The organism is Paenibacillus sp. FSL H8-0332 (assembly GCF_037963835.1).
Lineage (GTDB): Bacteria > Bacillota > Bacilli > Paenibacillales > Paenibacillaceae > Paenibacillus_AQ > Paenibacillus_AQ rhizoplanae.
Map to the genome: position 1 here is coordinate 5,319,931 of NZ_CP150145.1, position 21,495 is coordinate 5,341,425.

Consider the following 21,495-nt stretch of genomic DNA (forward strand, 5'->3'; position numbering starts at 1 on the left):
TTTAGCGATGAGCAGCAGATAGAGAGTCAATCTCTACCTGCTGCCATAAACATATTTTTTTGTGTTTTATTACTCAGTTTGTGATGTTGGTGTAAGTATACACAGCAGATGCTCCATATGTGTTTCCGCCCTGTACTCCATGCGTTCCATAGACTGCATAGGCATTTGAAGGCATCGGGGCTAAATTGTCAAAGAACGTCGTCGCCCCTCTTGTGCTATTAACTTGAGCCTTCGTGCTTATAGTAATGCCGCTCTGGTTTTGAACTGTCCCTCTTATTGTCAAGTAAGCGTTATCATTATTGTGGCTTACAAGAGTGTGGAAATATGAACCATAATAAGCTGCCGATAAAACACCTGTTAGCGTCCCATAACCTGTTGCATTTTTAACGGCAGAATCATCTGCAAAGACTGGTGCTGATAGCAGGGACAAACAAGAGGCAGTAGCAGCAATGCGAACAATCATCTTTTTGGTAAATTTCATATGAACTCCTCCTAAAAATAATATTTTTTTGTTCACCTTCGTCACAATACCTCTATTGTTTCATATATCCAACCAACTCCCCACATATCGGAACACTGATGTCAGAGCACAATATTTTTTGTTGAACTCTCTAAGTCGTTTCCGAATTATTGTTAAGGGCAAACAAAAAAACCCTTATTTATAACATTACATTAATGATAAGAAATCACATTATTCTACATATTTTGTTAAGATTTTCTCAAAATACTCAGACTAAAGCAATTAGAAAGGAGTTATGTAAGTTTTTCACAAGGAGAAGATTATAAAAAAAGAAAACACCCCTAATGAAAGGGGTGCTAGCGTTATATTATTGCAGAAATTGCTGAACCGCCTGGTTCACGAGTTTACCATCGGCGCGACCTTTGACCTTAGGCATCAGTGCACTCATCACCTTACCCATTTCACTTTTCGAAGAAGCACCGGTTTCCTGGATGGTCTGTTGTACAATTACTTTAATTTCTTCTTCGGTAAGCTGCTCGGGAAGATATTTAATGATAATCTCGATTTCTGCCTTAGTACTCGCGGCAAGCTCATCGCGACCCGCTGCTTCAAATTCTTGGAGGGCATCTTTGCGCTGTTTGATCTCACGACTAAGGATATCAAGCACTTCGTTGTCGTCTAATGTTCTCTTCAAATCTATTTCAAGATACTTTATTGTAGAACGAACCATTCGAATGGTGGAGAGTCTGAACTTGTCCCTACTCTTCATCGCTTGCTTCATATCTTCGTTCAATCGTTCGCTAAGATTCATGCGTGGGTAATCCTCCTAAAACTTTCTCTTACGAGCAGCCTCAGACTTCTTCTTGCGCTTTACGCTTGGCTTCTCATAATGCTTGCGTTTCTTCACCTCAGCCAAGACACCATCCTTAGCAATGGAACGTTTAAAGCGACGAAGTGCAGCATCAATTGTCTCGTTTTTGCGAACTTTCGTTTCAGACACCAGTTTTCCCTCCCTCCGACCAGACCGTCCAAGAGCATAACAACACGGTTCATCACCTTACATTATAGGTCAAACCTAAATAAGGTGTCAACCTTCGCGTTATTCTTTTTTCAGCCAGGCTGTACATAGTTGCATTGCTTACTTAGGCATGAGAATTGGAGTTCCCGGTCAGGGCACCAAGCTTAGCTCCGCCCAGCAGATGATAATGCAGATGCGGCACTGCCATCCCGCTGTCCGGGCCGCAATTGTTAATCAGCCGGTAGCCGGAATCAGCAATTCCCAGCTCTGTTGCAAGCTGTTGCGCTACAGCGTGAATCTCGCCGATCAGCGGCAGGTCCTCAGGCGTAACCTCGTTCATGGAAGCGATGTATTTCTTCGGGATAATCAGCACATGCACAGGGGCGGCAGGCTCAATATCGTGGAACGCCAGAATCCGCTCATTCTCGAACACCTTTTTGGACGGGATTGCACCTTCGATAATTTTGCTGAATACAGTTTCCATACCACGCTTCCTCCCAGAAAATTTGTAATGCAGAAGCTTGCATCCGGCACTTTCCGCAGCACGGGCTGAGATAACAGACACGAACATAATCCCATTCGTGTACCGGCCACCCGGTACTCATAGGAGATCACCCACAAGAGGATCAAGTATCGTTCTGTTCAGCTCGAGCTCTGCGGGACGCACACGCCTGAATGACTCTGATCGGCTTCGCGACAAATTTCAATGTATGACTCTAATCATACAGGATGTTGAGCAATTACGAAAGGCAGAAGGCTATTATTCCGGCAAAAACAGTTGTTTGGGGGGCGGCTTATGCTGGGATTGTGAGGGAAACTGGGAGGGCAGGCTGTATTATAACAGGCCGGGCAGACATTGTGATTGTGTTCGGTTTTCGCGTACAATTGTGTTTGAAACCAAAAAAAGACAAAAAAAAGAAACACCCTTCACAGCTCATATAAGCTGCTTCGGCGGCGGACGTATGAGAAGGAGTAATTCCCTGTCATACGTCCGCCGAGGTGTTTCAAATAATGTCGGCTTAGCTGTATTATAACAGGGGGTTGGAGGTGTATCTGTGATTGTTATCACAACCAACCCCGTCTTTCACATTTTTTCCAAAAGAATGGTTGAACCCCCGCCGCCCTGCTCTGCTGGAACTACAATCAGCTTGCGCGGCAGGCGGGCCCGAAGTTCGGGAACATGGCTGATGATGCCCACGGACAGCTGGTCATTATGCAGTCTCTCCAGTGAAGTAATGACGGTGTCGAGCAAATCCGGGTCCAGGGTGCCGAAGCCCTCATCCAGGAAAAAGAATTGCAGCGGATATTGTCCGCGCAGCTGAATCTGGGCTGACAGGGCAAGCGCCAGCGATAGGGAGGTCAGGAAGGTCTCTCCCCCGGATAACGTGGACACCGGACGCCTTACGCCGCCGTTCCCGTCATCCCGGATGACGAAGCCCCCGCCTGAATCCACCTCCAGCGCATAACGCTGCTTGCTCAGGAACCGTAGCCGCTGCGACGCAGCCTGGCATACCTGCATCAGCTGCTCCTCTGCAATGTACTCCACAAAAGCATTTCCGCGCAGTACGGTCTGCAGCTTGGATAGACGCTCCTGCATCGCCGCATGTCCGGCCCGCTTGTCCTCCAGCTCTACCCAGCGGATATGGCGCTGCTCCAGATCCTCCAGATCCCGCTCTGCCCGAGCACGGGCCTGAAGCGAGGCTTCATCGTCCTCTTTACACCTTAGCAGCGTTTCCTGGCTCTCCTGCCATTCTTCACTGCTGAGCACCGCTCCAGCCAGCTTCACTTCAATGCTCCGCAGCTGCAGCAAGCACTCCGCCTCCTCTTCGCGGTAGGACTTCACACGTTCGGCGGCCTGTGCCCGTTCTCCGGTCTCCAGCGATGAAGCCTCCACCTCGGCGGCCGAAGTGAACGGCGAAGACTGCAGACTCTCCTCCCACTGGGCGGCGGCAGCGGTATAATGCTCCTGCGCCGATTCTGCCGCCTGGCGGGCAACCGCAGCTTCACGGGTCTGCTGCTGCGCCTTGTCCGCTGCCCGGCGGTGTTCCTGCCGGCTGCGTTCCAGCGCAGTCTGCAGCTCCAGCAATCTGCGTTCACATCCTGCCAGCAGCGCTCCGGCAGGCTCGCCGCCGGTCCCTTCGCGCAGGCGCTGCTCTTTATCGCGGGCAAGCGCCTCTTTGCCTTCAAGCTGCGCATCCCACTGCGCCAGCTCCTTGTCCAATCCGGCCAGCTGCTCGTTCAGCGTCTGCACGGCGAGGCTTTTCTCGTCCAGGAACTTGACGCTGATCTCCAGCCGGCTGCGAATCTCCTCGGCGCGTTCATCCTTGCCAAGCATCTCCTGATACGTTCTTTCCGCTTCCTCCGGGACAAGCTCCGGAAAGAGACGGCTCCATTCCTCCCTTAGCTTGCTGGCTGAAGCGGCCAGCTCCTCTGCCTTGGCAGACAGCCCCTGCAGCCAGGTCTTCTCCGCTTCGGCACCTGCCGCTTCCTTGTGATACGTCTGCTCAAGCTCCTGTAGAGAACGCTGCCAGTCCGAGGCCGCACGGCGCAGCTCTGCGGAGCGGCCTCGCAGCGCGGGCAGCTGCTCATTCAAGGCAGACAACTGGCCATTCAGCGCAGATAGGGCTTGTTCGTCCGGGAGCTGCGCGGGTGCCTGGGAGTCGGGTGCGGCGTGTGAATCCGAACTATTCAGAGAGTCAGGTGCTGCATAGGAGCCGGAACCGGTTAAGAGATTGGAAGCCTCAAGAGACTCCGAAGTGTTTAAGGAATCTGCAGCGGCGTGGGACTCGGAATTGCTGAGAGTAACAGATTCGGCATTGGAGCCCGGACTACTTGAGAGCTTGGGTGCTTCTACGGTGTGGGAAGAAATGCTTGCCGTCTTGTCCGCAGCCGGCTCTACCCCGGCTGCGCCAGCGGCGGACTGGTCCAGCGCCTCTTCGGACGCAATTCCCCCTAGCTGAGCGAGCCACGAGCTGTCCTGCTCCAGCAGGCTGCGCAGCAGATGGCGCGTCTCCAGCGCCTGCCGGGCCTGAACGCGGACATGGCGGAGCCGGTTGTCCAGCTCCTCAGGGTCCCCCTGCTGATGAAACGCAGGGGAGGGGTGGTGCTCACTGCCGCATACCGGGCAGGGAACCCCTTCCTGGAGTTCACCGGCGAGCGCCTGCGAGAGCCGGTGAACCTCCTGCTCCTTCAGCGCAGCCTCCAGCGCGCTGATGTGCTCCTCCAGGCGGCCGGCAGCGTCCCCCGCTGCCCCTTCGGCCGTCCGCAGCTCTTCCTGGTGCAGGGCGGCGGCGGCCAGCAGTTCCCCGCGCCCGGCATCCAGCGCCTGCCGCCGGGACCCGGCGGCGGCCAGCCGCGCCTCCGCCGCTGCGAGCACCGCCGCGCGGCCCTGCCGTTCACGTTCTGCCGATTCCCGCTGGGCCTCGGCAGAACGCAGCCCCTGCAGTCTCTGCATGGCTTCCTGCAGAGACTGCCGCTCCTGGGAGCGGACCGCCAGCGGCTGCAGGCTCTGCTGCAGCTCGTGCTGTTTCTTTTGGCCGCGGGCCAAAAGCTCACGCTCCCGGGCCAGGCCCTCCCGCCCGGCGGCCAAGCCCCGGGCGGCTTCCTCGCGGCGCGCCTGCAGCGCCGCCCGCTCGCTGTGCAGCGCGCCGAGCTCGGCCTCAAGCTCGAGCGCGCGCCGGTACCGGCCCTCCTCCTCGCGAAGGGCCGGCTCGCCTGCGGACAGCGAGGCCTGGGCCGCTGCTTCCGCTTCCGCCCCAGCCGCCGCCTCCTGCACGGCAGCGGCGGCCAAGGCCTCAAGGCCCCCGGCGCGTGCCGCCCGGGCCTTCCAGGCCTCCTCCGCGCTGCGCCAAGCCTTCAGCGCGGGCAATCTCCGCTCGGCCTCGTCCGCCTTGCCGAGCTTCTGCTCCAGGAGGAGGATCTGCTCCTCCTGGGCCAGAAGAGCCTGCCGCTGCGACTCGCGGCGGGCCCGTTCCTCCTGCAGCTCGCGGATGCGGACGAAGCGCTCTGCGCGCTCCGCAGCCTCCGTGAGCCGCCCCCGGCAATCCGCCGCATGACGGATCGCCTCCTGCACACGGATGGCGGCCGCTTCCACATCTGCCTTGCCCGCGCTGCCCAGCCCCTGCTGCTCGGCTTCCAGAGCGCGCAGCGCTGCCTCGTTCTCCTTGACGCGGCGGCTCAGCTTCAGTGCCAGCCCGTCGCCGTACTGTTCCAGATGGAACAGACGCTGGAGCATCTGCCTGCGGTCCACGCCCCGCAGCGACAGGAACTCGGCGAATTTGCCCTGCGGCAGCACAACAGCCCGGGTGAAGTCATCCATCTTCAGCCCGATGTGCTCTTCGACACAGCGCGTAACCTCCGCCAGCTTGTCGGCCATCACAAGATCCCCGTCAGCCTTGACCTCAATGAACCGGCTGATCGTATTGCTGACCGACTGCTCCCCGGTGCGTTTGAACTTCCGTTCCACACGATAGCGCCGTGCCCCGGAAGAGGAGGTCAGCTCGAAGGTGAAGGCCACGCTGAGCTGGTCCTCGGAATGGTTCATAATCCCCTGGGTTCCGTTCACGGCGCGCTCCACTTTGCCGTACATCGCCAGTGTAATGGCATCCAGCAGACTGGATTTGCCGCTGCCCGTCGGACCGAAGATCCCGAACAGCCCTGTCTCGGTCAAGCTGGCAAAATCAATCTCCTGCTGCGCCCGGTAACTCTGCAGCCCGGATAATTTCAATAGTATCGGCTTCAAATCAATTCTCCTCCCCTTCCGCAGCTTCGTGCCGCTCTTCTTCCGCCAGCTCCAGGAACAGCGCAATCAGGCTGTCATCCGGCTCCGCACCGCCGGTCTGGCGCTGATAGAACCTCCGGAACAGCTCCTGTACCGGCATGCGGGAGCGGGACAGCTCTTCCAGCTCCTGCTCCATCTGCGGATAGATTGGCCGGATATGGACGATGCCTTCCCGTGACTTGCGCAGCCGCTGGATATCATTCATGGACATAGCCTCGGTGAGGCGCAGCTCCAGATCAATGAACGCCCCGGCGTCCCTGCCCTCATCCAGCCAGCCGTAGACCTCCTGCAATCCGCCGGTGGACTTCCAGTTGACCAGCGGCCGCCCGCAGGAGAGATAGATCTCCTCGAACACCGGCTCCCCGCCGGGTGCGACATCAATCATGGCCACCGACTTGGCCTGACCTGCTTCAGAGAAGCTGTAAGCCAGCGGGGAGCCGCTGTAGCGGATCATCCCGTCGCCCTTGACCCGCTGGGCGCGGTGAAGATGCCCAAGTGCCGTATATTGCGCGCCGCAAGAGAGTGCCGAAGGATCAACGGTATACGCACCGCCGACCTGGATCGGCCGTTCGGAGTCACTCTCCACGCCGCCCAGCACATAAATATGGCTCATCGCCAGATTGACAGTCTGCGGGGTGAACTCGCGTCCAAGGAGATTCATCAGCCGCCCGACCCGGGCGCTGTAAGCCAGCCGCAGCTCAGCCTCTCCGCTGTCCCCGGCGAGCAGCTCGCCCAGCCGGGCTTCGGAGGGGTAAGGGAGCGCAGCGATTTTGGCAACCTCGCCGGTTCTGGCCGCATGCACTGTGACCGGCTCCGAAGTCGGCAGTCCGATGAGCGTAATCCCCTGCCTGCGGACAAGCGGGGACACGGAAGCTACGCGCTCCGGCTGGTCGTGATTGCCCGAAATAACCACCAGCGGACGGCCGCCTGCCGTCAGTCTGGCCGCCGCGTCATAGAACAGCTGCTCAGCTGCAGCTGGAGGATTCACCGAATCATAGACATCCCCCGCCATCAGAATCAGATCTGCCCCAGAGGAATCGGCAATCTCCACCAGCTCATCCACGAACTGCTCCTGCTCCTTCTGCCGGCTTCGGCCCTCCAGCGTCCGCCCCAGATGCCAGTCTCCCGTATGCAATATGCGCATTTCCGCCCTCTTTTCCCCGCCTGTCTGCGGCAATCATATATAAAAAACACTTAAGATTTGAACTCAAAGCTCGGTCGTCACTGCGTTGAAACTTTGGACTTCCGGCCGCTGTTGTTCCCTGATTGATTTCATTGATCTTGGCCAGTAATGCTGCACGAAATACAACCTTCCTGCGATAAGCACCTGTCTTATACTGGAATTGTTGCAATAAAAGCAGAATTCCACCTGCTTAAGTCCGATGTACGAAGCCATTCTTGCATTTCATGCAGCAATCCGCTCCGACACGCAGCAATGTCTACATCCAAGCTGCAATAAGTACAACATTTCGCATCATTCCAATGAACAGACCACAGCCATGTATTAGTCTAAAGGCCCGCTCAACACCTTACATCCGCCGCAGCTACCGCAACCCTTCCCCGCCGCTCACAACCTCACCGCATGTCCGCCGTCGAAAAAGTACAGCCATATCTCGCTGACCGGCTCGCCCAGAATATCCAGCAGCGCCTTGCTGTACAGCTCCAGCTGGAAACGGTATTTGTCCGACAGCTGTGTAAGCCCGTCTCCGTGCGGAGGGATATGATCTGTTTTGTAATCGAGCAGAATCAGCCGCCCCTCTTCCCGGAACAGGCAGTCGATCACCCCTTGAATTAGGACCGTCTCCGCAAAATCACCGCCGCCCTGCTCATCCGCAAGTCCGGCAGCCGCTTCATCCAGATAGTCAAGCCCCCGATAGGCTTCACCGGCTGGCATCGTGTAACTGAAGGGCTGCTCTCTGGTCTTCCATGCAGAGTGGAGGAGTCTGTGGCCCAGCTCACTCCGACAGAACTGCTCGACTTCCTCCAGCACCACCGCGTCCGCCTGTTCCCTGCTAAGGATAGCAAGCCTTACAAGACGCGCAAGCGTAGCTTCCAGCACAGACCGGTCTACCGGCTCATCCAGGGGAATATGCTGCATCACCGTATGGTAAGCCGTTCCGCGCTCGGCAGGAGTAAGTCCCCGCTTTTCCATGAATTTCGGCCGCTGGAGATGCAGGCTGTCCCTATACCCGCGCTCGTTCCGTTCGTCCGGTCCACCCGGGAGCTTCCGCTCCTCCAACTGGTCGTACGACGGCTGCTCCTGCATCGACAATAACCCCTTGAGCTCGGTGACCGAGGTCTTAGCAGGGATGCTTGATGCTGCCGCATACCGGTAAGTCCAGCCCAGTCTCTCCGCAATCTGCGCAGCAGCCGGGGTCTCAGGTGTTGACACCGCCCTGCCCCTGCGGAGCGCCTCCAAAATCACCCGCCGTTGTTCGTTCTTGTCCTGATCGTCATCCCCGGCAAGAAAAGCGCCCGGGCTAAGCTCCGCTGCACCAGTCACCGTAATGCTCCAGTTCGACTCATCGCCATGCAGCACCGTGGAGACTGGCCCCTCGCTGCCTGCCAGCTTGCGCAGAATAGCGGCGGCAGGGTGGCGGATCAGCGCCGGTCCCACCCAGTCCAGATAACTGCGGCCCCGGGCCAGCAGGTGATCCGCCAGCAGCAGCTCTTCGCGGCCCTGCATCGCTGCCCAGCCCGAAACCGTGCGCGGCAGATCCCTGACCGTGCCGACCAGAATCATTTTGTCGCGCGGACGGGTCAGTCCGACATAGAGCACGCGCATCTCCTCAGCGAGCAGCTCCAGCCGCGAACGGCGGTTAATCGCCAGATAGGGCAGCGTGGGGTAGCTGACTCGGGTCTCCCGCTCCACGAAACGCGGCCCGAAGCCAAGCTCCTTATGCATCAGGAACGGAGAATGCAGATCCTGACGGTTGAACATTTTGGCCATACCTGCCAGGAAGACAACAGGGAACTCCAGACCCTTGGACTTGTGGATCGTCATAATTCTGACGCCCCCGGCCTCCTCGCTGGCTCCACCTGCAACACCCAGATCGCCGCCGTTCTCTCTCAGCCTTGAGATGAACACCAGGAAGCGGAATAACCCTCTGGCCGAGGTCTCGTTCTCGAATTGAACAGCCCGGTCATACAGGGCCTTCAGATTGTTCTGACGCTGAAAGCCTCCGGGAAGCCCCCCGACCCATTCCAGATACCCGCTCTCACGGTAGATCCTCCAGATCAGCTCGCTTAAGCTTCCTTGCCGGGCCGCATTTCTCCAGTTCTCCAGCCTGTCCAGGAAGGACTTAAGCTTACGTTGTAGCGTAAGCGGAATATCCTGCAGCGCCGCCGAAGCATCGGTTCCAACAGCCATATATTCCTGTACACTCTCATCTCCGGACGATGGCGTAAGCTCTGACGCGGCGGCTGTCTCTCCGGCTGTGTCACCGGTACCGGCATCCTGCCCCGCCAGCAGCGCGGCCTCCCGGAACAGGTCCGGCGGATTGTTCCGAAGTGCTTCCCCTGCTTCAGAGGCAGCAACCAGCGCATCATAGAACGTCCCTCTGCTGCACAGCCGCACCTTCGCCAGCTCCTCCTCCCGTAGATTCACTACCGGTGAGCGCAGCACTCCGGCCAGCGGGATGTCCTGGCGGGGATTATCGACAATCTGCAGCAGGGAGAGGGCAATCTCCACCTCTGTAGCCTGAAAATACCCCTTGTTCTGGTCCCCGTACGCCGGAATACCTTCTCCCCGCAGCTCCTCAATCATCAACGGCGTCCATACCCGGGCCGAACGCAGCAGAATAACGATGTCGCCGTATACTACAGGACGCATGATCCGCAGTCCTTTATCATAGATCAGCAGCGGCTCACCGCCCGTCATTCCCGTCATCTGCGAGATGCGCCGGGCAATGGCCCGTGCTTCCAGCTGCGCAGTCTCACTCTCGGCAGCCTCCAGCTCCAGAAGAGGCAACTCATCGCTCTCTGCCGCTTCTTCCGCAGGACCCGGGGGAGAGGCTCCCTTGTCGATCAGCAGCAGCTCCGGCGCAAAATAAGTATCCGGGCCTTTCTCTGCGGCTCCCGGGAAGTTCGCTCCGTACACCAGCTCTGCCCGCTCGTCATAACTAATTTCCGCGACATTGCTGTCCATGATCTGCCGGAAGACCATATTCACCGCATTCACCACTTCCAGCCTGCTGCGGAAATTGCGGGCCAGATCAATGACCAGGCCATCTTCCCGTTCCTCCTGTCCCGGCTCATTACTGAACCTGCGGTATTTATCCAGGAACAGTCCCGGCTCCGCCAGGCGGAACCGGTAAATACTCTGCTTCATATCCCCGACCATGAAGCGGTTCCCGGGGGATTCCCGGGAGATCAGCCGGACAATCTCCTCTTGCACACTGTTAGTATCCTGATATTCATCCAGCAGCACTTCATCGAACTGGCTGCGGTACTCCATCGCCGCATCCGATGGCAGTGAATGTCCCGGCTGCGAGTCCGGATGGCGCAGAATCTGCAGGCAGTAATGCTCCAGATCACTGAAGTCCACCAGCCCCCGGCCCGCCTTCTCCAGCCGGTAGCGCTCGCCGAACGCGATTACGGTCTCCGCCAGCTCCTGCATCAGCGGAGCCGCCGTATGAAGTTCACCCAGGAAGGATTCTGCGGGACGGCCGAACAGGGACTTTTGCAGCTCCAATAGGCTCTTCTTCACCTGATCCCGGATTGCCTTCACGCTCTCCTGAAGCAACGGGTCAGTAGCATCCTTCTTGCAGGGCTTCAGCTTCCCGAAGGAAATCTCCATGAAGATATCATACAATCCGGCCCAGGGCTGAGAGTCCACCGCGTCCAGCAGGCTCTGCGCCATCTCCAGATCAGCAGTAAGATTCTCCGCGTAAGGCGCCGGACCGCCGGGCTGAAGCGCAATGTCACGCCCCTGCTCCAGCTGGCTGATCGCCCCCTTCAGCGTCAGCTGGGCTTCGGCAAGAATGCTCTGCACCCAAGGCGTATGGCTCAGAGCCTCAGCATCCGGCAGCGCAAAGTCGGCTGCGGTATCCCTCAGCCACTGCGCAGGCCAGGGATGACTGCGCGCAAAATCATGCAGCCGCTGGATCAGCGAATGCACCGCATCATCACTCCGTTCACCGCTGAACCAGTCTGCGAGCTGCACGAACAAGGTATCTTCCCCATCCTCGGCAACCTCGCCGTATTTCTCCTCGAGCAGCTCTTCCAGCAGCTCCTGGCGCATCATCTCGGCCTCATGCTCATTCAGGATACGGAAGCCGGGATCGATCGGGATCATCTGATAGTACCGGCGGATTACTTCAAGGCAAAAGGAATGCAGCGTGGTAATGGAGGCTCTGCCCAAGAGGGCAAGCTGGCGGCGCAGATATTCGTTCCCGCCTTCACTATCCTCCTCCAGCTTACGCTCCAGCGCTTCCCGGATACGCTGGCGCATCTCGGAGGCGGCAGCCTTGGTGAATGTTGCCACCAGCAGCCTGTCCACGCTGAAGCCCGCTTCCTCATTGCTGATTTTGCGGATAATCCGCTCGACGAGAACCGCCGTTTTGCCGGAACCGGCTGCCGCCGCCACGAGAATATCGCTGCCGCTCTCGGCAATGGCGCGCCACTGGTCATCACTCCACAGACTGCCTTCCGGCTTCGTTTCAGGTACAGGTCTTGTGCTCACAGCTTCTCTCCTCCTTTGCGGGACAGCAGATCCCAGATCACTTCTTTGCCGGGCTTACTTAGAATGTTATAACTATTGCCCTCCACCGCTTCATCGAACTGGCAGACGGGACGGAAGGAGCAGAAGGTACAGGCTGTTTCCTGCTGAATGCGGTAAGGCTGTATAGCCACATCCCCCTCCGTAATGCTGGTCCCGATCTCCGAGATCGTGCTGCGTACCGAGGACCTCAGCTGCCCCCACTGCTCTGGGGTAGCTACGGATGCGCTGCTGTAGAAGCTGCCGTCACTCTTCAGCGCTACCGGAACAATAGAAGAATACCCTTTGTCGAGTGTGGTATCCATCAGCGAGACCACCTCGCGGTCGGCGGTCAGCAGGCCCTTCATCTTGAAGCGCTTCATTAGCTCCTGCTCCGCCTGCTCCCGGTTCATTCCGTTGGCTGAGGTCAGAAGCGGATCATGAACGTGGAAATAGAGCGCCCCGGCAGGCAGTGCTTCCTGGCCGAGCCATTGCTCGGAATAGGTCAGCAGCACATCAAGGTACGTTAACATCTGCAGCGACAAACCATAGTAGACCTCATGCAGCTTAAGATCCTTCTGGCTTGATTTGTAGTCGATAACCCGCAGCAGAATCCCCTGCTCCCCTTCAGCCTTATCCACCCGGTCAATCCGGCCGACCACCTCCATAACACAGCCGTTGGGCAGTGTAATTCTCAGCGGAGGCAGCTCCATGCCCGGGCCAAAATCCAGCTCCAGCCCGACCGGCTCGAAGCTCCCGCGCCGCGAATGCTCCCCGAGGATGACTGAAGCACGGCCGACAATATTCTTCAGCTTGCGCGAGATATAGCCGTAGCGCTTGCTGCTCATCAGAATCTCTCCCTGTAACAGCGGAGACAGCTTGTCCACGGTCTTCCCCGCCTCCGTGCGGCATTCATCCGCAGTCATGCTGCCCCAGCTGCGGCCTTGCTCCTGCAGCCGCTTCGCCATTTCACTGAGGGCCGCATGGAAGAGCTGCCCGATATCCGGGGCCTGGAGCTTGTAGAGCTGGCGCTCCTTCAGCCTCAGCCCATAGGAAGCGAAATGGGAGAAGGAGCAGGCGACAAACCGCTCCATCCGGGACACGCTGCCGCGCAGCGTGGAGCCGCCATACAGCCGCAGACTGGTCTCCTTCTTCAGCCGGATGCCTTCATTGCGGTAGAACAGCGAGCCGAGCAACCGCTCCAGCTTCAGCTTCATGGACAGATCCGCATGGCGGTATTCCGCTGCCTGTTCATCCGCAGACTTGTCTGCGCCCTGCTCCGCCGCAAACCAGTTATAGACCTCCCACCACATGCCGGATATCTCTGCCCCTTGACGCCACTGGCGGAGCTGAAGCAGCAGCATGCGGAGCGTCTGCTCAGGATGGCCGATGAAGTCCATATGGACAGCGTCGTCATCATTGCCGCTCTGCGGGAAGCCGGAGAGGAATTGTTCATCTAACTGCTGCGGGAACATTCCCTGCAGCTGGCGGATGACCTCCGAAGGCTGCAGCGCCTTCCCCTCATCGTCAGCTACGGCATAGCTGATCCACAGCTTCCTGCTGGCCGTCGTAAGCGCATTATAGATCAGGAAGCGTTCATCCAGCAGCTTCCGGGAGGAGCCCGGCGCAAGCTCCATACCGGACTTCTCCAGCAGGAGGCGTTCCCCTTCGGAAAGAATGCCGTCTTCCTTGAACTGCGCCGGAACCACTCCTTCGTTGAAACCGAGCAGGAAGGCGTACTTCACCCCCGACACCCGGGTACGGTCCATCGTACCTACCAGCACCTGGTCAAGTGCGGGCGGGACGAGCCCCATCTTAAGCTCCGCCAGCCCGGTCTCCAGCACCCCGGCGAACAGGCTGAATTCTATCCGTTCCTTGCCCATCATCTCGGCAATCTGGTCCAGCAGACCCAGAACAGCGCCCCAGAGCTGGCTATGCTCCCGGGCGGCTTCCGGACGTCCCTGCTTCAGAGACTCCGCTCCCATCCCTTCAAGCTTGCGTGCCGCTTCCGTATCCTCCAGCAGCAGATATACCGCCTTGCACAGTTCCAGGCCGCTGCGGCTGGCTTTGATTCTCTGCTCAAATGCCTGCAGCGGTTCCGCAACCGCCTTCCGGCAGGCCTCCATTCTTGCCAGCATTGCTTCATCTACAGCTTCACTGCCCTCCAGCGAGAGGCGCGGAATGCCCTTCCAGGAGCGCCCATTCGTCCAGCGGGAGCCGTGAATGCCGCAGGCCAGCACGTAATTCTCCAGCTCATCCATATGGGCGCGGGTAATGCTTCTGTCCAGCGGCAGCAGCAGCTCGGTCTTCACGCAGCGGAACACATCTTCATAACGCCAGCGGCGGCGGACGACATCCAGGGCGGAGCGGATGAATTCCACCAGCGGATGATGCAGCTCACTGAGCTTCTGGTCCAGGAAGAACGGAACGCCGAAGTCCTGAAATAACGGGGCGATCAGCGGCTCATAATCGGCCATATTGCGCATGAATACCGCCATTTCCCCATATTTGGCTCCCGATTCTCTGGCCAGGGCCTGCATCTCGCGCAGCACGCCCTCTACCTCGGTGCGGCGTGAAGCCGCAGCCCGGATGCTGATGGCTTCCTTCACCTGTTCAGCCGGCCCTGCCCAGGAATGCCGGCGCTGTAATCCGCGCTCCAGATGCGCGAGTACGGGAGCGTCCTTGAACCTTGGCAGGACGGGCGGAGCCAGCAGCTCATCCCACACGGTAAGTCCCAGCTCCTCTGCTAATCCCCGCAGCTTAATGTAAGTAACCGCCGCCGGATGGAACAGCTCCAGCTCATGCGGGGCAAGGCCCGGCGGATAGATCCGGTCCAGTGTGAGCGCAATGGTCATTGTGTCCGCGTACTGCATGAGCTCACGCAAGACGATGAATTCCTGGTTGCTGAAGCCGTGGAAGCCGTCCACCCAGATCTCGGCGCCGCGGATATAGGCAGAGTCCGCGATATGCTCAGCCAGTTCGGCCAGTCTGTCCTCTTCATCTATATAGAGCTGTGACATCTCCTGGTCCAGCTCGCTGAAGACGAGATGCAGATCATCCAGCTTCCCGGCCAGAATAGGGCTGCCCAGCGTGGCATCCCGCATTCTGCCGATCTGCTCCTCCAGGTCTCCGGCTCCAAGACAGCAGCGCTTAAGCTCCGTGTGCAGACTGCTGAGCCGCTCCACAAATCCCGGACGGTCCGAGGAAGCGCCGAACAGCTTCAGCTCCTCCTTGCGCTTGCTGATAATCTTGTAGATCAGCATTTTCTTGCCTTCTTCACTGATAGGCAGACTCGCGCTGCCGCCGGTCTCCTGCTTCACTCGGTAAGCAAGACGCGAGAAGCTGAGCGTCTGGGCGCGCAGACTTCCCTTCACGCCGCCCGCCGCCAGTAGTCCCCGTTCCGCTCCGAACGATCCCTGCTCGGGAACAAGTATAATGATCGGGGCCCCCAGCGGCTCTGCCTTCAGCCTGGAGGATACCCGCTCCCATATTGTAGTCGTCTTGCCGCTGCCCGAGCGGCCGATGATGAAGTTAACCGTCATTTCAGCAGACTCCTTCCGTTGAACCCTGGCACTCTATGCGACACCAGAATCTATGAAACTTCTCGTCTCAATAGTATAGCATACCTCCAACACACGCTCCAGAACGTACGTTTGCCATTGTTTGCAAATACACCAAGTGGAAACAGCTGTGCCGTCCTTTTAAAGGACGGTACCGTTTCGGCGAGAAATAGAAGGATAATGTATAGTGTGAAACATATACATTATATTTAAATAAAAGACTCTCCCGGAGCCGTGGAAACGGCGGACGGAAAAGTCTGAATAAACTCATGTGAATTACAACTAAACAGCTAATAGGTTAGGCATTAGATGTTTTAGTTGTACAAAATGCAATAAAGCACAAGACCCTTATTACTTCCGCTCCGTCCAGCCCAGGGTGTCCGGGCCGATTACAATTGTGCCGATCGCATCTCCGTATACATAGGACAGCTCGACCCGCCGCCGCTCCGCATCCACCACGCAGGTGCTCACGTGCAGCGGACCGCTGCCGTCTGCCGCATCGCCGGGCAGGCACAGCGTCAGAATTCCAGCCTTTCCGGCCCAAGCCGCCCGGCCCTCTACTACCGGAATCTCCGATTTGGAGCCGTAGACCTCCGATACCCAGCCCTGCTCCTTACTCACCGTGAACTGTTCATCCTTCAGGCCGCTGGTCATCCAGCTCATATTCAGCTTCACTGTAGAGCCGGGATAGACCACGGTTGCTGTAGGCTGTGCGGCTCCGTCTTCAACTTCGGGTTCTCCGGCTCCGGTCACAGCCTCTCCAGCCGCTCCGGCTTCGGAAGACAGCTCCAGCACCGCCTCCGGGTGCAGATGGAACCGCTGCTCCAGCTCATGCGCGCCATCCCCCTCCAGCCAGTCCGCAATCAGCAGCAGCGGCACCTCCACGCCCAGCAGCACCCATCGCCGGTGCATTACCGGAAGGGGGAGACGGGTGTATCCGTCATGTGCGGCATCAACGAAGTGATAACGGCTGTTGCTCTCCCAGCGGAAGGTGCAGGCCTTAGCCACAGGCTCCCCCCATTGCTGGGTAGAGATATAAGGCGTCTGATCCAACCCGTCTATGGTGATGGTGTTGTGCGCGCGTGTGCTTTTGAAATAACGGCGCCATTCCCCTTCCTCGTAGGTGTACCTCCCGGTATCGGTGAAGAGCAATTGCCCGTTCCACATCCACTCCAGATTCAGCGCATCGGCATGGCCGTGTGCTCCGCCCATCTCTGCGGCATCGAAGAACAGATACTGCTGCCGGTCCCGCATCACATAATACCCGGTCTGCACAAAAGCCACGCTGGTCGCCGAAGGCGCAGACTCCGCCTGAAGCTGCACACACCGCTCATACGCCTCAGCTCCCAGCAGCCAGAGGCATTCTGCATTGCCCGTGCCGCGTCCAACCAGCGCATCATCCTTCAGAATAGCCCCCAGCAGCGTCAGCCGCTGCCGGCCGCTGCTGATCCAGTCGGAATCGCCGATCCCGGTGGACTGGTGATCAGGGCGGACCAGCGCTTCGGTGAACGCGGCCATCTTGCGTAGCTGCCCGCCGTACCAGGCGGAGAACGGGTGGCCGGATAACGCGCCCAGCAGATAAGGCGTCCCGAACATCTCAATGGCCGCATCATGGTAATGGGTGGTCAGCTCAATCTGAATCCCTTCCGGCCCCACCTGATGAAGCAGACACAGCTCCAGGCGCTCCCCGGCCAGCTGCCGCCAATACGGGGCGCGCGGATGCTCGTGATGGAAGACAGCAATCATGTAGAGGCCCTGCATATGCATAATCGCATGATTGATCTCCGTGCTGCCGAGGTAGCGGGTCAGAAATTCGGCATGCTCCGCAAGCCCCTCCAGCAGCTCGTTGCGGAACCCCTCGCCCAGCAGCGGACTGTCCTCCATATATTTATAAGCAGAGATCCAGGACTGCACACGCAGGCCGGTCTCCAGCAGACGCCATGGACCTAGCTTCTGGAAAAAGACCGCTTCCTCATACGACGGGATCACAGGAACCGGATTCTGCTCGCGCCAGCTGCGGAAATGCTGCATAAAGGCCGTAACGTATTCCGGCTTGCCGTTCATCAGATAGGCCTTGCCCAGATCCAGCATATGCCAGTGGCGGTTGATGCCCCAGGTGAATTCGGGGTCGTTCGTAGGATTATGCAGCCAGTCCGCCACCGGCTTGCCCAGCGGAATCCAGCGGCTCAGATCACCGGTATAAGGAATAATGAATTCATTGTTCACGGCATGATCGGCAATCTGGACCGAGTTCTGCGCCTCGATGGGGAAATGGCGGGCATAATAAGCGGCAGCGCTGCGCAGCTCAGATACGTTCAGATAATAATCCTTCATTCCTGCTTCTCCAGGAAGTCCTCACGGAACGGATTGAACACATCCAGAATAACGGAATCCTCCAATGCCTTCACGCCATGCGGAATATTATACCCGGCATAGAAGCTGTCGCCCGCCTTCAGAATACGCGTCTCCTCCCCGACCTTGACTTCAAAGCTGCCCTTCACAATATAGCTGATCTGCTCATGCGCATCATGGGAATGAACCTCCCCGATGCCGCCTTTGGCGAAGGTGACCTCCACCATCATCATCGAGCCCCCCTTTGCAAGCAGGGTACGGGAACTGCTCTCATTCAGAACCGTCTTTGCGGCTTCGCTATTCTCTATAATCATTTCGGATCTGCTCCTCTCTATAAAATATCCCCACAAAGTGGGGCTTTAGCTTCGATGATGACTCAGGTACTTTGCGGGGGGCCCCAAGACAAGGCGGCCGAATCCATCATGCATCGGCCACCCGCCTGAACCTTACCTCTTATTCTTCGGTGGATAATTTACCCTGAAGCTTCGATGCGTCAAAGCTTGGATCGGCCACAATATTTGTTGCGCCGGAAGCTCTCGCTTTTTCCAAAGATGCATTGTACCGGGTGTCCAGATCCTTGATAATGCTGTCCACATCTCCACCGGTGAAGACGAAGACTGAGAACGCATCGCTCCATTTGCTGCCTTCCAGTGATCCTTCTGTAATGGTCAGCGGGTTCGCCGGATAAATGGCGTCATAACGCTTCGGCAGGAAGCCTTCAATGCCGGGAATGCTTGGTTTTTTGCCGGAGCTGATGACTGTAGGGATCAGGGAGATGCCGTAGCCTTTTTCATAATATTCGCTCTGCAGACTGTCGCTGTACACATACTCCATGAACTTCCACGCTGCTTCCTTGTGCGTGCTGTCCGCGCTGATGCCGATGTAGGAGCCGCCGATGATCTGCGATGCGCCCTTGATCGTTCCGTCCGTAGTCGGTACAGCAACAGCAGCCCAATTAGCGGTGGTCGGGAACTGGTCTTTGTAGACGCCGGGCTCTGCGGAGTGGTTAATGTACATGCCGATTTTGCCTTGAGCGAACTGCGCACGCAGCGGATCGATATCCAGGCTCTCTACGCCCGGCAGCATGCTGCCGTCTTCATTCATCTGACGCAGGGCCAGCGCAATATCCTTGTACATGCTGAAGTCGAATTGGCCGGTCTTGTAATTGTAGCCGTCAATGCCGGTATTGTTGCTCGCGCCTGCTACGGTATTGGAGGCACGCCAGAAGCCGCTTGAGCTCTTGAACGGGCTGGCGAAGCCGTATACGCCGTCCTTTTTGCCGGTTTCGGTAATCTTTTTGGCAGCAGCAACCATCTCGTCCAGTGTTTTCGGAGGATTCTCAATACCCGCTTGCTTGAAGATATCTTTATTATAGATCAGTCTCCAGATCTGTCCGGTGTTGGGCAGGGTATAGGTCTTGCCGTCCACGGTGTTCTTGTTCTCCAGCAGGCTGTCCTTGAAGGTCTCCTTCATCTCGCTGCTCATATAGTCATTGATCGGGGCCATGTAGCCTTTTTTGTAATAGGTCTGGAAGTCATTAATCTGAAGCACATCAGGAGCCTGCTTACTGGCAAAAGCGATATCTACCGCCTGCGGATAATTGTCACCCATCACGGTCATTTCCACTTCGATGTTATCCTTGTTCGTCTTGTTGAACTCATCAATCTTGGATTTCATGAAATCGGCATCGTGACGGTCGGGTGTCCAGTAGAGGATTTTGGTTTTGCCGCCGCTTGCTGCTCCGTTGTCTCCCTTGGTGTCCGCCGGTTTGCTGTTACTTGCCGCGGGCTCCTTATTGCTGTCGGCAGCGCAGCCGGCCAGACTCAGTGCCAGCACTGTACTCATTGTTGCAACAACCCATTTTTTATCCATCGTTATGCCCCCTTGTGCTTGTCCTGACAGCCTGCAATCGGCTATCTGTTAACGTAATCATAATGGTTCCGCTTTCAGTGGGGTGAGGGACATTCTAACTTTGTAAGGGGGAAAAAATGCTTGTCCCTGTTCCTTCAGCTCCTGCTTATTTCAAGTATTTTTGCCGGAACGCTGTGGGCGTAAGTCCGCAATATTTTTTGAACAGGCCGCTGAAATAAGGGCGGTCCTCATAGCCGAGCATCAGGGAAATCTCCTGCACCTGAGCCCCGGCAATCAGCAGCTCCTTCGCCCGCTCCATCCGCAGCTTGGTAATATACTGGATCAGCGTCATGCCGGTCTCCTTCTTGAAGGCACCTGCGAAATAGCTCGGGCTGAGATGGACGGCCTGCGCGCAGCTGTTCAGGGTCAGATTCTCCTCCAGATGCAGCCGGATATATTCTCTGGCCCGGTTGATGGACTGTGTTACATCGCGGAACTGCTTGCTATCGACGAATTCACAGCCCATGCTGGCGAAGTGATTGATATAGCTTTTCCACCCGCCAAAGGTTAAAGAACGGTTCTCCTCCAGCGCCGTCAGGTCAGCCTCCAGCTGTATGCGTTCCTCCTCCGTGATTTCATCACAGAACGCCCGGTACATGGCGAAGGTCAGCCCGGACAACAGACGAACCATCGACAGCGGGTCAGGATATCTGCCGGAGAGAGTCCACTGCCGGAAGATCTCGCCGATGATCTCATGACAGCCTTCTTCATTGCCGGATTTGAGCGCGTACAGCAGCTCCTTCACCTTCTCCTCAGGATAGTCCGGGGCTGCGCGGTTCTCCGGGTCCAGCTCTGTGAAGCGGAAGATACAATTCCCCTCACTGTAAAAGCGGTAGGCCAGCGCTTTGGCCGCATGCACGAAGGAGGCCCGGATCTCACGCGGTCCCCGTGCCGCTGTGCCAAGGCCGATCGAAACGGTATTCTTACTGTATTTCTCCACATTCTCACGGCATAGCTCCAGCAGCTCCACCGTATCCTTGGCCTCCGGCGGATTAAAGACCGCGGCCAGCCGCTGTCTGCTCTCGCGCAGTACAACGCCGCGCGTGTGCATTTTCAGCGTCTCGTCCAGGATGTTCTTGATCGCAAAGGGAATGATTTCACTGTCATCCAGATGCAGGGTGTACCCGTATTCGGTATAACAGTCCAGCTCAATGGCCATCACCAGCAGATTGCCGGCATCCAGGTCGATGCCCAGCTCCTGCCAGCGGCTGTCACTCATGCTGACAGTTGTCTCTTGGCGCAGCAGAGCGGTGAGATAATCCTGGCGCAGCTGCGAATGGCTGGCTATCATCTTCTGCTCCATTTGCTGTATCTGCTCTGCTCTGGCCCGCTCTTCTTCAATAGTCTGCTTCACCTTCAGCACAGCGTCCACAATCTCCGGCTGGGTGAACGGCTTCAGCAAATAGTCGGAGGCGCCCAGCTTGATCGCCTCCTGCGCATAGCTGAAATCCGAATACCCGCTGATGAATATAAATTTGGCCCGCAGCTTCGCTTCGGCAGCCCGTTTCATCAGCTCAAGACCGCTGAGCTTCGGCATGCGGATATCGCTGATTACGATGTCGGGGTCCTTCTCCAGCAGCAGCTCCCAGCCCTGCTCACCGTTGCCGGCGGTCCCCGCCACTTCGATTCCATGATCCGCCCACGGGATCGTTGAAGCAATTCCTTTGACGACAGTCTGAATATCATCCATTACGCACAGGGTCAACGGGTTCATGG

General features: G+C 57.6%; 12 protein-coding genes. All 12 read right to left on the reverse strand.

Translation table 11 applies throughout. The features are described 5' to 3' along the window. Positions 1-73 precede the first annotated feature (73 nt). Positions 74-481 (reverse strand): hypothetical protein, encoded by a 408-nt coding sequence (locus NST43_RS23010; RefSeq protein ID WP_209987820.1) that lies wholly within the window; start codon positions 479-481, stop codon positions 74-76. Between the two features lie 346 nt (positions 482-827). Further along, on the reverse strand, positions 828-1,271 hold the full coding sequence (locus NST43_RS23015) for a GatB/YqeY domain-containing protein (RefSeq protein ID WP_209987818.1): 444 nt from the start codon (positions 1,269-1,271) through the stop codon (positions 828-830). 15 nt (positions 1,272-1,286) lie between these two features. Further along, positions 1,287-1,460: a 30S ribosomal protein S21 gene (gene rpsU, locus NST43_RS23020; protein WP_005547957.1), complete on the reverse strand. Its 174-nt coding sequence runs from the start codon at positions 1,458-1,460 to the stop codon at positions 1,287-1,289. A 142-nt stretch (positions 1,461-1,602) separates the two neighbouring features. Next, positions 1,603-1,962 (reverse strand): histidine triad nucleotide-binding protein, encoded by a 360-nt coding sequence (locus tag NST43_RS23025; RefSeq protein ID WP_209987815.1) that lies wholly within the window; start codon positions 1,960-1,962, stop codon positions 1,603-1,605. Positions 1,963-2,562: 600 nt separating this feature from the next. Beyond that, positions 2,563-6,219: an AAA family ATPase gene (locus NST43_RS23030; RefSeq protein WP_339219602.1), complete on the reverse strand. Its 3,657-nt coding sequence runs from the start codon at positions 6,217-6,219 to the stop codon at positions 2,563-2,565. 1 nt (position 6,220) lies between these two features. Further along, positions 6,221-7,402: an exonuclease SbcCD subunit D gene (locus NST43_RS23035; protein ID WP_339219603.1), complete on the reverse strand. Its 1,182-nt coding sequence runs from the start codon at positions 7,400-7,402 to the stop codon at positions 6,221-6,223. 423 nt (positions 7,403-7,825) lie between these two features. Continuing rightward, entirely contained in the window at positions 7,826-11,941 is a 4,116-nt protein-coding gene (locus NST43_RS23040; protein WP_339219605.1) for a UvrD-helicase domain-containing protein, read from the reverse strand. Next, positions 11,938-15,498 carry a helicase-exonuclease AddAB subunit AddB gene (addB, locus tag NST43_RS23045; protein ID WP_339219607.1) on the reverse strand — a complete coding sequence of 1,187 codons (3,561 nt, stop codon included), beginning with the start codon at positions 15,496-15,498 and terminating at the stop codon, positions 11,938-11,940. The genes NST43_RS23040 and addB overlap by 4 nt, the downstream gene beginning before the upstream one ends. Positions 15,499-15,867: 369 nt before the next feature. After that, complete coding sequence (locus NST43_RS23050) at positions 15,868-17,850, reverse strand: alginate lyase family protein (protein ID WP_339219608.1); 1,983 nt, start codon at positions 17,848-17,850, stop codon at positions 15,868-15,870. Continuing rightward, the gene (locus NST43_RS23055) at positions 17,847-18,182 is read right to left on the reverse strand and encodes a cupin domain-containing protein (RefSeq protein ID WP_209987798.1); all 336 of its coding nucleotides are present in this window, start codon (positions 18,180-18,182) and stop codon (positions 17,847-17,849) included. Before NST43_RS23055 ends, NST43_RS23050 begins: the two co-directional genes overlap by 4 nt. A gap of 139 nt (positions 18,183-18,321) precedes the next feature. Continuing rightward, positions 18,322-19,740 carry a sugar ABC transporter substrate-binding protein gene (locus NST43_RS23060; RefSeq protein WP_339219609.1) on the reverse strand — a complete coding sequence of 473 codons (1,419 nt, stop codon included), beginning with the start codon at positions 19,738-19,740 and terminating at the stop codon, positions 18,322-18,324. A gap of 145 nt (positions 19,741-19,885) precedes the next feature. Beyond that, a complete protein-coding gene (locus NST43_RS23065; protein ID WP_339219610.1) occupies positions 19,886-21,493 on the reverse strand; it encodes a response regulator in 1,608 nt (535 codons plus the stop codon). Positions 21,494-21,495 lie beyond the last annotated feature (2 nt).

Coding starts and splice junctions, on each gene's coding strand:
- NST43_RS23010 (WP_209987820.1), bottom strand. CDS start 481: ATGAAATTTACCAAAAAGATGATTGTTCGCATTGCTGCTACTGCCTCT.
- NST43_RS23015 (WP_209987818.1), bottom strand. CDS start 1,271: ATGAATCTTAGCGAACGATTGAACGAAGATATGAAGCAAGCGATGAAG.
- NST43_RS23025 (WP_209987815.1), bottom strand. CDS start 1,962: ATGGAAACTGTATTCAGCAAAATTATCGAAGGTGCAATCCCGTCCAAA.
- NST43_RS23035 (WP_339219603.1), bottom strand. CDS start 7,402: ATGCGCATATTGCATACGGGAGACTGGCATCTGGGGCGGACGCTGGAG.
- addB (WP_339219607.1), bottom strand. CDS start 15,498: ATGACGGTTAACTTCATCATCGGCCGCTCGGGCAGCGGCAAGACGACT.
- NST43_RS23050 (WP_339219608.1), bottom strand. CDS start 17,850: ATGAAGGATTATTATCTGAACGTATCTGAGCTGCGCAGCGCTGCCGCT.
- NST43_RS23055 (WP_209987798.1), bottom strand. CDS start 18,182: ATGATTATAGAGAATAGCGAAGCCGCAAAGACGGTTCTGAATGAGAGC.
- NST43_RS23060 (WP_339219609.1), bottom strand. CDS start 19,740: ATGGATAAAAAATGGGTTGTTGCAACAATGAGTACAGTGCTGGCACTG.
- NST43_RS23065 (WP_339219610.1), bottom strand. CDS start 21,493: ATGAACCCGTTGACCCTGTGCGTAATGGATGATATTCAGACTGTCGTC.